This is a genomic window from Pseudomonas fluorescens (assembly GCF_002022275.1).
GTDB classification, from domain to species: Bacteria; Pseudomonadota; Gammaproteobacteria; order Pseudomonadales; family Pseudomonadaceae; genus Aquipseudomonas; species Aquipseudomonas fluorescens_AJ.
The window spans coordinates 145,322-157,255 of record NZ_MSDF01000062.1 but is presented as its reverse complement, the minus strand read 5'-3'; the positions used below and the strand labels follow the sequence as shown (position 1 = coordinate 157,255).

The 11,934-nt window shown below is 61.6% G+C and carries 10 protein-coding genes; 5 read left to right on the top strand and 5 right to left on the bottom strand.

What is annotated here, in order from left to right:
• Window positions 1-226: 226 nt before the first annotated feature.
• From BFW87_RS30940 to BFW87_RS30920, 5 genes are all read left to right on the top strand, one after another.
• Entirely contained in the window at window positions 227-709 is a 483-nt protein-coding gene (locus BFW87_RS30940) for a sigma-70 family RNA polymerase sigma factor (protein WP_078743498.1), read from the top strand.
• A gap of 126 nt (window positions 710-835) precedes the next feature.
• A complete protein-coding gene (locus tag BFW87_RS30935; RefSeq protein ID WP_078743497.1) occupies window positions 836-2,173 on the top strand; it encodes a lysine N(6)-hydroxylase/L-ornithine N(5)-oxygenase family protein in 1,338 nt (445 codons plus the stop codon).
• A gap of 253 nt (window positions 2,174-2,426) precedes the next feature.
• Window positions 2,427-3,647 carry a putative DNA modification/repair radical SAM protein gene (locus tag BFW87_RS30930; RefSeq protein WP_078743496.1) on the top strand — a complete coding sequence of 407 codons (1,221 nt, stop codon included), beginning with the start codon at window positions 2,427-2,429 and terminating at the stop codon, window positions 3,645-3,647.
• Window positions 3,644-4,519 carry a TIGR03915 family putative DNA repair protein gene (locus tag BFW87_RS30925; RefSeq protein ID WP_078743495.1) on the top strand — a complete coding sequence of 292 codons (876 nt, stop codon included), beginning with the start codon at window positions 3,644-3,646 and terminating at the stop codon, window positions 4,517-4,519. Before BFW87_RS30930 ends, BFW87_RS30925 begins: the two co-directional genes overlap by 4 nt.
• Before the next feature lie 89 nt (window positions 4,520-4,608).
• Window positions 4,609-5,502, top strand: a complete 894-nt coding sequence (locus tag BFW87_RS30920) for a GNAT family acetyltransferase (RefSeq protein WP_078743494.1) — start codon at window positions 4,609-4,611, stop codon at window positions 5,500-5,502.
• A gap of 141 nt (window positions 5,503-5,643) precedes the next feature.
• Here the strand turns inward: BFW87_RS30920 and BFW87_RS30915 are convergent, their stop codons facing one another.
• The 5 genes from BFW87_RS30915 to BFW87_RS30895 form a co-directional block, all read right to left on the bottom strand.
• Window positions 5,644-6,663 carry a branched-chain amino acid aminotransferase gene (locus BFW87_RS30915; protein ID WP_078743493.1) on the bottom strand — a complete coding sequence of 340 codons (1,020 nt, stop codon included), beginning with the start codon at window positions 6,661-6,663 and terminating at the stop codon, window positions 5,644-5,646.
• A 239-nt stretch (window positions 6,664-6,902) separates the two neighbouring features.
• The gene (lpdA, locus tag BFW87_RS30910; protein WP_078743492.1) at window positions 6,903-8,279 is read right to left on the bottom strand and encodes a dihydrolipoyl dehydrogenase; all 1,377 of its coding nucleotides are present in this window, start codon (window positions 8,277-8,279) and stop codon (window positions 6,903-6,905) included.
• Window positions 8,280-8,282: 3 nt separating this feature from the next.
• Window positions 8,283-9,542, bottom strand: a complete 1,260-nt coding sequence (locus tag BFW87_RS30905) for a dihydrolipoamide acetyltransferase family protein (protein ID WP_078743491.1) — start codon at window positions 9,540-9,542, stop codon at window positions 8,283-8,285.
• The gene (locus tag BFW87_RS30900; RefSeq protein ID WP_078743490.1) at window positions 9,543-10,601 is read right to left on the bottom strand and encodes an alpha-ketoacid dehydrogenase subunit beta; all 1,059 of its coding nucleotides are present in this window, start codon (window positions 10,599-10,601) and stop codon (window positions 9,543-9,545) included. It lies immediately after the preceding gene.
• Window position 10,602: 1 nt separating this feature from the next.
• Window positions 10,603-11,838: a 3-methyl-2-oxobutanoate dehydrogenase (2-methylpropanoyl-transferring) subunit alpha gene (locus tag BFW87_RS30895; protein WP_078743489.1), complete on the bottom strand. Its 1,236-nt coding sequence runs from the start codon at window positions 11,836-11,838 to the stop codon at window positions 10,603-10,605.
• Between the last annotated feature and the right edge of the window lie 96 nt (window positions 11,839-11,934).

The window sequence follows — 11,934 nt, the reverse complement described above, 5'->3', positions numbered from 1 at the left end:
GCAGTTGCGCAGAGCTGACAGTTAAACGAGGAAATTGCGTGGGGATTTAGGCCGTTACACAATCGGTAACAGGTGCGCGGAATAAAAAAGTCGACGCTGAATGCAAGACTTCTTTAAAAGTAGATGAGAATTACTATAAATTGCACGCACTCAAACTGCCATCATCGATGGGCGGTCTTTTAAGCACGCAAAGGTCGGATGCCGTCCACCCGGACGGTCGGGAGTCATGTTGGAAAACTACTATCGCGAGCTGGTGTGTTTCCTTAACGCCAAGCTGGGCAACCGTCAGGTGGCCGAGGATGTGGTGCATGACGCTTATGTGCGGGTACTGGAGCGCTCCAGCGACACGCCGATCGAACAGCCCCGCGCCTTTTTGTACCGCACCGCGCTGAACCTGGTGATCGACGGCCATCGGCGCAACGCCCTGCGCCAGGTCGAGACCCTGGACGTGCTGGACAGCGAAGGGCGTTTTGCCCCCAACTCACCCCACACCAGCCATGATCAAGGGCAGCGCCTTGAAATGCTCGAACGCGCGTTGGCCGAACTGCCGGCAGCCTGTCGCGACAGCTTTCTGCTGCGCAAACTCGAGGGTATGAGTCACCTGCAAATTGCCGAGCGCCTGAGCATTTCCCGCAGCCTGGTGGAAAAACACATTGTCAACGCCATGAAGCATTGCCGGGTGCGTATGCGCGAGTGGGATGCGCACTGACAGCGCATTAGCTAAATTTTATTTCATTGTCCTCGTTTCCTATCAACACACGACCTGTTGATCAGCCTTCAGGTCTCGAAGGTATTCCCGCCCCACCGCCACGGGGCTTATCCAGAGGACACTGGAATGACACAGGCAATTGCTTCGCCCGCGGTTCATGACCTGATCGGTATCGGTTTCGGCCCGTCGAACCTGGCGCTGGCCATCGCGCTGCAAGAACGCGAGAAAACCCAGGGCAAACTGGACGCGCTGTTTCTCGACAAGCAGGCCGACTACCGCTGGCACGGCAATACCCTTGTTACCCAGAGCGAACTGCAGATTTCCTTCCTCAAGGACCTGGTGACCCTGCGCAACCCCACCAGCCCTTACTCCTTCGTCAACTACCTGAAAGCCCACGACCGCCTGGTGGACTTCATCAACCTGGGCACTTTTTACCCGTGCCGCATGGAGTACAACGACTACCTGCGCTGGGTCGCCAGCCAGTTCCAGGCCCAAGGCCGCTATGGCGAGGAAGTGCTGGCCATCGAGCCGATCCTGCACCAGCAACAGGTCGAGGCGCTGCGCGTGATTTCCCGTGATGCACAGGGCGAGCAGCATGTACGCACCACCCGTTCGGTGGTGGTCAGCGCTGGCGGTACGCCGCGTGTGCCGGCAGCGTTCAAGGGCCTCAAGGATGACGCCCGGGTGTTCCATCATTCCCAATACCTGGCGCGCATGGCACAGCAGCCGTGCGTGGAAGGCAAGCCGATGCGCATTGCGATCATCGGCGGCGGCCAGAGTGCGGCCGAAGCCTTTATCGACCTGAACGACAGCTTCCCGTCGGTGCAGGTCGACATGATCCTGCGCGGTTCGGCCTTGAAGCCCGCCGATGACAGCCCGTTCGTCAACGAAGTGTTCTCGCCAGCCTTTACCGACCTGGTGTTCCAGCAAGTCGGCGCCGAGCGTGAGCGGCTGGTGGCCGAATACCAGAACACCAACTATTCAGTGGTGGACCTGGACTTGATCGAGCGCATTTACGGCATTTTTTATCGCCAGAAAGTCTCCGGCATCGCCCGCCATGCGTTCCGCACCATGACCGTGGTCGAGAAAGCCGCCGCCGGCCCGCTGGGCATCGAACTGAGCCTGCGCAACAATGCGACCGGCGAAACCACACTGGGCCATTACGACGCCGTGGTGCTGGCCACCGGCTACGAGCGCCAGATGCACCGCGAATTGCTGGCGCCGCTGGACGCCTACATGGGCGACTTCGAGGTCAGCCGTGACTACCGCATCGTCACCGACGAACGCTGCAAGGCCGGGATCTACATTCAGGGTTTCAGCCAGGCCAGCCATGGCTTGAGCGATACCTTGCTGTCGATCCTGCCGATTCGCGCCGATGAGATTGCCGCGTCGCTGTATGAGCACGATCGCCACCGTGGCCTGGGTCGCTCCGTTCAAGACCTGCTGCTGGCCACCGCCAGCTGACGCGCGCGATTGTTGTGGCGAGCGGGCTTGCCCCGCGTTGGGGTGCGAAGCGCCCCCAATAAAAACGACTGCGGTGGATCAGATACTCCGCGAAGGCTGGTTTTGGGGCCGCTTCGCACCCCAGCGCGGGGCAAGCCCGCTCACCACAACAGCCCGTTTGAAGGGCATTGAGAGAGGCGCGTTCCTACAGACGGCACTGGCGCCAGGGTCGGGCTGTTGATACTGTACAAAAAACCAGTATCGGTAAAACCCCATGCAGTTGATCGAAAAACTCAGCATCCTTGCCGACGCCGCCAAGTACGACGCCTCCTGCGCCAGCAGTGGCGCGCCCAAGCGCAGCTCGGAGGGCAAGGCGGGGCTGGGTTCAACCGATGGCATGGGCATCTGCCACAGCTACACACCCGATGGACGCTGCGTGTCGTTGCTCAAGGTGTTGCTGACCAACTTCTGTCTGTACGACTGCCAATACTGCGTCAACCGCCGCTCCAGCGACGTGCCCCGCGCGCGTTTCAGCCCGGAGGAGGTGGTCACCCTCACGCTGGATTTCTACCGGCGCAACTGCGTCAGCGGGCTGTTCCTCAGCTCGGGCATCATCCGTTCGTCCGACTACACCATGGAGCAGTTGGTTCGTGTGGCCAAGCTGCTGCGCGAAGAGCATGACTTTCGCGGCTATATCCACCTCAAGACCATTCCCGATGCCGACCCGGCGCTGATCGCCGAGGCCGGGCGCTATGCCGACCGGTTGAGCGTGAACATCGAACTGCCCACCGAGGCCAGCCTGCAAACCCTGGCGCCGGAAAAAACCATCGTGTCCATCAAGCAGGCCATGCAAACCATCTACACCGGCGAGCAGACGGTACTCAATGAACCGCGCGCGCCGCGTTTTGCCCCGGCCGGGCAGAGCACCCAACTGATCGTGGGCGCCGACGACACCGATGACAGCACCATCCTCCACGGGGCCGAGGCGTTGTATGGCAATTTCAAGCTGCGTCGGGTCTATTACTCGGCGTTCAGCCCCATTCCCAACAGCCCGAAAAGCGTGCCCCTTGCCGCTCCGCCGCTGATGCGCGAGCACCGTTTGTACCAGGCCGACTTCCTGCTGCGCAGTTACGGCTTCAGTGCCAACGAGCTGTTTAAAGGGCCCGGTCACCTGGCGTTGGATATCGACCCCAAACTGGCCTGGGCGCTGGAGCATCGCGAGGTGTTTCCGCTGGATTTGAACCGCGCCGAACCGACGTTGATCGCGCGGATCCCCGGCATCGGCCTGCGCACCACCCAGCGTCTGGTGGACCTGCGCCGTGAACGCAAGATTCGCTTCGAGGATCTCGCGCGCATGCGGTGCGTGCTGGCCAAGGCCAAACCGTTTTTCATCACCAGCGACTATCACCCGCAGCAGGCGGAGAGCAACAGCGTGTTGCTGCGTGAACAGCTGCGCGACCGCCCGGCACCTCAGCAAATGGGACTTTGGGGATGATCAGCCTTGAATGCGACAACCTGTTCAGCACCTGGCGCGAGCAGGCACGCTGGTTGCTCAGCCATCAGGTCGACCCCAGCCAGGTCAGTTGGGGCGAAGCTGAAGTGGCGGACCTGTTTGCCACCGACGAGCCGATTCCTGAAGGGCTTGGCCCGTTCCAGGCGCGCATCCCCAAGGCGCTGCTGGAGTTGCTGGAGTCCGCCGCGTGTTACCACGGCGACCAGCGTTGGAGCCTGTTGTATGAAGTGTCGTGGCGTGTCAGCCATGGCGACCGCACCGCGATGCTGGCCGGGGACAAGCTGGGCAGCGAGTTGCAAAGGCGAATCAAGCAGGTGAGCCGTGAAGCCCACCACTTGCATGCGTTTGTGCGATTTATTGCATTACCGGCCGAGGCCGGGCCTGAGTTGCCTGAATACGTGGCGTGGCACGAGCCGGCGCATGACATCCTGAAATCGGCCAGCCAGCATTTTGTCGGACGCATGGGGCGTCATCGCTGGATGATCGCGACGCCGCTTGATGGCGTGTATTACGACGGCGAACAGCTGATTCACCAGCGTGAGTGCCCCGAGGCTTGGCGGCAACTGGCACAGAATGTTGACGACCCGCACAGTGCCATGTGGTTGACCTACTACAGCCACATTTTCAACCCGGCGCGGTTGAACCCCAAGGTGATGGAAGGGCACTTGCCCAGCCGGTTCTGGAAGAATTTGCCCGAGGGCAAGTTGATCCCTGGGTTGATCAGCGAAGCGCGGACGGGGAAGCAGAAGGATGGGCAAGCGAAATGGGTTGGGGGCCGGCCCGGGAAGAAAATTGCAAACCCTGTCACTGTGGGAGCTGGCTTGCCTGCGATGGCGGTGGGTCAGGCTGAATAGAACTGACTGATACACCGCTATCGCAGGCAAGCCAGCTCCCACATTAGTATGGGGTGGTTTTGATAGCTGTTTTCAGCCCAGGAGGAATCATGTCTACCGCCGTTCGTCTCGCCCAAACCGCTGATGCCGAGGGGATCAGCCGGGTCATCCTGGCCGCTTTGCACAGCAGCAATTCACGGGATTACCCGGCGGATGTGATTGCCCGGGTGGCAAGCAATTTCACGCCGGAAGCGGTGCTGGCGTTGCTCGCGCGCCGCGTGGTGCTGGTGGCGGTTCAAGATCAGGTGGTGGTTGCCACGGCGGCGCTCGACGCCAATGTGGTGCGCTCGGTATTCGTCAACCCGGCGCTGCAAGGGCAGGGGATTGGGCGGCTGTTGATGATCGAAATCGAGCTGCGCGCCCGAGAGGCGGGCGTCACGGTATTGAGTGTGCCGTCGTCGCTGACGGCTGAGCCGTTTTATACCAAGCTGGGGTTTAACACGGTGCGCGATGTCTATCACGGTAACGAGCGCACGCTGGTGATGGAGAAACCCTTGTCATCCCGGCATCCCATCGGCCCGTACCGCGACCGTCAGCATCGGGCCCAGGTGGTTGCGCTGTGGCAGCAAGCGTTTGGTTATGACACGGCGCATAACCTGCCGACATTGGCGATCGATAAGAAGCTTGCCGTTAACGATGGGTTGTTTTTCGTCGCGACTGATAAAAAAGCCGTCATCGGCACCATTCTCGCCGGCTATGACGGCCATCGCGGCTGGCTGTATTCGGTGGCGGTGCAGGTCGATTACCGCCGTCACGGGCTGGGCGCTTCGTTGGTGCGGCATGCGGAACAAGCGTTAAGTGCGCTGGGCTGCATGAAGATCAATCTGCAGATCACTGGCGGCAATGATGCGGTGGTGGGGTTTTACGAGGCGCTGGGGTATGGGGTGGAGCCGAGGATCAGTATGGGGAAGAAGGTTGTGGTGAATATCCCGACTCAATCCTGAGAACACCGCACATAACTGTGGGAGCTGGCTTGCCTGCGATGGCGGTATCTCAGTCAACTGATTCAGTGACTGATACACCGCCATCGCAGGCGAGCCAGCTCCCACAGGGGTTTTGTGGTGTTGCTGGTGTGGCGCTGTTGTTTAGACCTTCACGATCCAGCCTTCTGGCGCTTCAACTTCACCGGTCTGCACGCCGGTCAGCTCTTTGTAGAGCCGCTGGGTGATCGGGCCGACTTCGGTTTCGCTGTGGAACACGTGCAGCTTGCCGTTGTACTGGATGCCGCCGATTGGCGAGATCACCGCAGCGGTACCGCAGGCGCCGGCTTCCTTGAACTGGTCCAGCTTGTCGATGAACACTTCGCCCTCGACCACTGTCAGGCCCAGGCGGGTCTGCGCCAGTTCGATCAGGGACAGGCGGGTGATGCCTGGCAGCACCGAAGGCGACTTCGGCGTGATGAACTGGTTGTCGTGGGTGATCCCGAAGAAGTTGGCCGAGCCGACTTCTTCGATTTTCGAATGGGTCATCGGGTCCAGGTAGATCGCGTCGGCGAAACCGGCTTTTTTCGCTTCCGAACCTGGCATCAGGCTGGCGGCGTAGTTGCCCCCGACCTTGGCGGCACCGGTGCCTTCTGGCGCGGCGCGGTCGAAGCGGGAGATCTGGAAGTTGTGGGGCACCAGGCCGCCCTTGAAGTAGGCGCCGACCGGGATGCAGAACACCGAGAAGATGAACTCCGGTGCGGGGCGCACGCCGATGTTGTCTCCGGTGCCGATCACGAACGGGCGCAGGTACAGCGAGCCGCCACTGCCGTACGGCGGGATGAACCGCTCGTTGGCCGCAACCACTTGTTTGCAGGCGTCGATGAACACGTCGGTCGGTACATGCGGCATCAGCAGGCGTGCGCAGCTGCGCTGCATGCGGGCGGCATTCTGGTCCGGGCGGAACAGGTTGATCGAACCGTCCTTGCAGCGGTAGGCCTTCAGACCTTCAAAGCACTGCTGGCCATAGTGCAGGGCGGTAGAGCCCTCGCTGATGTGCAGCACGTTTTCTTCGGTCAGGGTGCCTTCTTGCCACTCGCCGTTTTTCCAGACCTGGAGAAACCGCTTGTCGGTCTTGATGTAGTCAAAACCCAGCTTGTCCCAATTGATGCTTTCGTTACCCATGACACCCTCTATCTCTGGTCAACCGCCTGGTCGAAGGCAGGCTTGTCGGTTTTTTACTGGATGAGCGCAACAATACTTCATTCTTGGCCGGTGCGGGAGCGGGTGGGGCGGCCGTTCAGCATCTGTATTGGCTGATCCACCGCTATCGCAGGCAAGCCAGCTCCCACATTTGCAATGCATTTCCCTGTGGGAGCTGGCTTGTCGGGTCGCCGCATCGCTGCGATGGCCGCGCCACGGTCTTACATATGTAACGCGTGGCCCAAAGCCCTGAGGGCGGCCTCTTGCACGGCTTCGCCGAGCGTCGGGTGGGCATGGATGGTGCCCGCCACGTCTTCCAGGCGTGCGCCCATTTCCAGGCTCAGGCCGAACGCAGTGGAGAGTTCCGAGACGCCTGCGCCCACGGCTTGCCAGCCGACGATCAGGTGGTTGTCACGCCGCGCGACGACACGCACGAAGCCGGTTTTCGATTCCAGCGTCATCGCCCGGCCATTCGCTGCAAATGGAAAACTCGAGACGATGCAATCCAGGCCTGCCGCCTTGGCGTCGTCCGGCGTCTTGCCGACTACCACCAGTTCCGGGTCGGTGAAGCACACCGCCGGGATGGCTGCCGGGTTGAACTCACGGGACTCACCGCTGATCAATTCGGCAACCATTTCGCCTTGGGCCATGGCGCGGTGCGCCAGCATCGGCTCGCCGCTCAGGTCACCAATCGCGTACACGTTGCGCATGCTGGTCTGGCAGCGGCTGTCGACCTTGATCGCCGAGCCGTTCATGTCCAGGTTCAGCGCTTCGAGGTTCCAGCCCTGGGTGTTGGGTTTGCGGCCCACGGCCACCAGTACCTGGTCGGTTTCCAGGGACAGGGTGTCGCCATTCGGGTCACGCACCTGCAGGCAGTTGTTCTCGAAGCCGGTCACGCTGTGCTTGAGGTACAGCTTCACGCCCAAGTGCTTGAGGGATTCGTTGACCGGCTGGGTCAGCTCGGCGTCGTAGGCGGGCAGGATGCGCTCCTGCGCTTCGACCACACTGACCTCGGCGCCGAGCTTGCGGTAGGCGATGCCCAGCTCCAGACCGATGTAGCCGCCGCCCACCACAATCAGGCGCTTGGGCACGCTTTTCGGCGCCAAGGCCTCGGTGGAGGAGATGATCGCCCCGCCAATCGGCAGCATTGGCAGGTTCACGCTTTTCGAACCGGTGGCGAGCAACAGGTGTTCGCACTGAATGCGCTGGTCGCCAACGTCAACAGTCTTGCCGTCCACGACCTTGGCCCAGCCGTGGATCACCTGGACTTTGTGTTTTTTCAGCAGTGCCGCGACGCCGGTGGTCAGGCGATCAACGATGCCGTCTTTCCATTCCACGCTTTTGCGGATATCCAGCGTCGGTACATCCACCTCGATGCCCAGTTGGGAGCCCTGGCTATGGTGGATGGTTTGCTGGAACTGTTCGGCCACGTGGATCAAGGCTTTTGAGGAAATGCAGCCGATATTCAGGCAGGTGCCGCCGAGCGCCTGGCCTTCCACCAGAATGGTCGGAATGCCCAGCTGGCCGGCACGAATCGCTGCCACATACCCGCCAGGGCCGCCGCCGATAATCAGCAGTTTGGTAGTCAAGGTTTGCATGGCTTACTCCAGGAACAGGCTGGCGGGTTGTTCGAGCAGGCCGCGAATGGCCTGGATGAATTGCGCCGCGTCCATGCCATCGACCACACGGTGATCGAAGGAGCTGGAAAGGTTCATCATCTTGCGAATCACGATCTGCCCCTTGATCACCATCGGCCGCTCAACGATGCGATTGACGCCGACGATCGCCACTTCCGGCAAGTTCAGCACCGGGGTGCTGACGATCCCGCCCAAGGCGCCGAGGCTGGTCAGGGTAATTGTCGAGCCCGACAGCTCGTCACGGCTGGCCTTGCCATTGCGCGCGGCCGTAGCCAAACGTGCGATTTCCTCGGCATTGCCCCACAGGCTGCGGGCTTCGGCGTGACGTACCACCGGCACCATCAGGCCAATATCGCTCTGGGTGGCGACGCCCACATGCACGGCGCCAAGGCGGGTGATGACTTGGGCTTCGTCGTCGTAACGCGCGTTGATCTGCGGGAAATCACGCAGCGCCACAACCATGGCGCGCACGATAAATGGCAGCAGGGTCAGCTTGCCGCGCGTGGCGCCGTGCTTCTCGTTGAGGTGCACGCGCAGTTCGTCGAGGGCGGTGACGTCGATTTCTTCCACGTAGCTGAAATGCGCGGCACGGCGGGTGGCGTCCTGCATGCGCTGGGCGATCTTGCGGCGCATGCCGATCACCGGGATTTGTTCCTCGGTGTTGCGTTCGGCGTAGGGGTTGGCAGTCGCAGAATTTTTCGCCGGACCCTGGAGCAAGAAAGCCTCCAAATCTTCGTGCAAAATCCGGCCCGCCGGGCCAGAGCCCTGGACCAGACGCAGTTGAATGCCGGCATCCAATGCGTGTTTACGCACGGCAGGCGAGGCCAGTGGACGTTCGTCGGCTTCACGGGCCACTGGAGCAGCAGCAGGTTTGGCCACGGGTTGAGCCGCAACCACCGGAGCGGGTTTGGCCTCAACCACGGGAGCCGGCGCTGCCTTCACAGGTTCAGCCACCGCCGGCGCATCCTTGGCGTTGCCCGCGCCTTCCACTTCAATACTGATCAAAATGCTGCCCACGGCCATCACTTCACCCGGCTCGCCGCCGAGGGAAATCACTTTGCCGTGCACCGGCGAGGGAATGTCCACCATCGCCTTGTCGGTCATCACATCCGCGAGCACCTGGTCTTCAACCACCAGGTCGCCGACTTTTACATGCCATACCGACAGTTCAACTTCTGCGATGCCTTCGCCAATGTCCGGCATCTTGATAACGTGCGTGCCCATTCAGACCTCCATGACCCGTTTCAACGCCGCGCCCACTCGGGTCGGCCCTGGGAAATACGCCCACTCCTGCGCGTGCGGGTAGGGGGTGTCCCAACCGGTGACGCGTTCGATCGGCGCTTCCAGGTGATGGAAGCAATGCTCTTGCACCAGCGCCACCAGCTCGGCGCCAAAGCCGCAGGTGCGGGTGGCTTCATGCACCACCACGCAACGGCCGGTCTTTTTCACGGATTTGACGATAGTTTCCAGGTCCAGCGGCCACAGGCTGCGCAGGTCGATGACCTCGGCGTCGATGCCGGTTTCTTCAGCGGCGACTTGCGACACATACACGGTGGTGCCGTAAGTCAGCACAGTCACGGCCGAGCCCGGGCGCACGATGGCGGCCACGTCCAGCGGCACGGTGTAATAGCCGTCCGGCACTTGCGCTTGCGGATGTTTCGCCCACGACGTAACAGGACGGTCGTGATGGCCGTCGAACGGGCCGTTGTACAGGCGTTTTGGCTCCAGGAAGATCACCGGGTCATCGTTTTCGATGGAGGCGATCAACAGGCCCTTGGCGTCGTACGGGTTGGACGGCATGACGGTGCGCAGGCCGCAGACCTGGGTGAACACCGCTTCAATACTTTGGCTGTGAGTCTGGCCGCCGTAGATGCCGCCGCCGCAGGGCATGCGCATGGTCAAGGGCGCCGTGAACTGGCCGGCCGAACGGTAACGCAGGCGCGCCGCTTCGGAGATGATCTGGTCGGTGGCAGGGTACACGTAGTCGGCAAACTGAATCTCGGCTACCGGGCGCAGGCCATAGGCCCCCATGCCCACCGCAACACCGACGATGCCGCTTTCGGAGATCGGCGCGTCGAAGACCCGCGAGCTGCCGTATTTGGTCTGCAAGCCTTCGGTGCAACGGAACACGCCGCCGAAGTAACCCACGTCCTGGCCGAACACCACCACGTTGTCATCACGTTCGAGCATCACGTCCATGGCCGAGCGCAGGGCCTGAATCATGGTCATGGTGGTGGTGGTCATGGCGGTTTCCACTTCAATGCTGTTGTTGTGATCGTTCATGTCAGATCCCCAACTCCTGACGCTGGCGCTTCAAGTGCTCCGGCATCTCTTTATAGACGTCTTCGAACATGGTGGCGGCGCTTGGAATCTGGCCGCCGGCGAGGGTGCCGTACTTCTCGGCTTCTTTTTGCGCGGCGATCACTTCGGCTTCAAGTTCGGCACTGACCGCCGCGTGTTCCTCTTCGGACCACTGGCCAATCTGGATCAGGTGCTGTTTGAGGCGGGCAATCGGGTCGCCGAGGGGGAAGTGGCTCCAGTCATCGGCAGGGCGGTACTTGGAAGGATCATCCGAGGTGGAGTGCGGGCCGGCGCGGTAGGTCACCCACTCAATCAGGGTCGGCCCCAGGTTGCGGCGCGCACGCTCGGCAGCCCAGGCGGAAGCGGCGTACACGGCGATAAAGTCATTGCCGTCCACGCGCAGGGAGGCAATGCCGCAACCTACACCGCGTCCGGCGAAGGTGGTGGCTTCACCACCGGCGATGGCCTGGAACGTCGAAATCGCCCACTGGTTATTCACCACGTTGAGGATCACTGGCGCGCGGTAGACGTGGGCGAAGGTGAGGGCGGTGTGGAAGTCGGATTCGGCGGTGGCGCCGTCGCCGATCCAGGCCGAGGCAATCTTGGTGTCGCCCTTGATTGCCGAGGCCATGCCCCAGCCCACGCCTTGTACGAATTGGGTGGCAAGGTTGCCGGAAATGGTGAAGAAGCCGGCGTCCTTGACCGAATACATGATCGGCAACTGGCGGCCCTTGAGCGGGTCGCGCTCGTTGGACAGTAGTTGGCAGATCAGGTCCACCAATGGCACGTCGCGGGCCATCAGGATGCTTTGCTGGCGGTAGGTGGGGAAGCACATGTCGTCGATGTTCAAGGCCAGGGCCTGGGCGCTGCCGATGGCTTCTTCGCCGAGGCTTTGCATGTAGAACGACATTTTCTTCTGACGCTGGGCGACCACCATGCGGTTGTCGAAGATGCGCGTCTTGAGCATGGCGCGCATGCCTTTGCGCATGATCTCGACGGTTACGCCTTCAGCCCACGGGCCGAGGGCCTGGCCCTTGTCGTCGAGCACGCGGATCAGGCCCTTGGCCAGGTCGGCGGTGTCGGCGGGTTCTACGTCGATGGCGGGTTTGCGCACCAAACCTGCGTCAGTCAGGCGCAGGTAGGTAAAGTCGGTTTTGCAGCCGGGGCGGCCTGAGGGTTCAGGCACGTGCAGGCGCAGTGGTTCGTACTGCTGGGTCATGGCTTTCTACGCTCTATCTTGTGAATTTCTTGTAGTGGGCGCGCTAGCTGACAGTCAGTCTCCGGATAGGAGAAATCTTGTCCTACAACAATCATA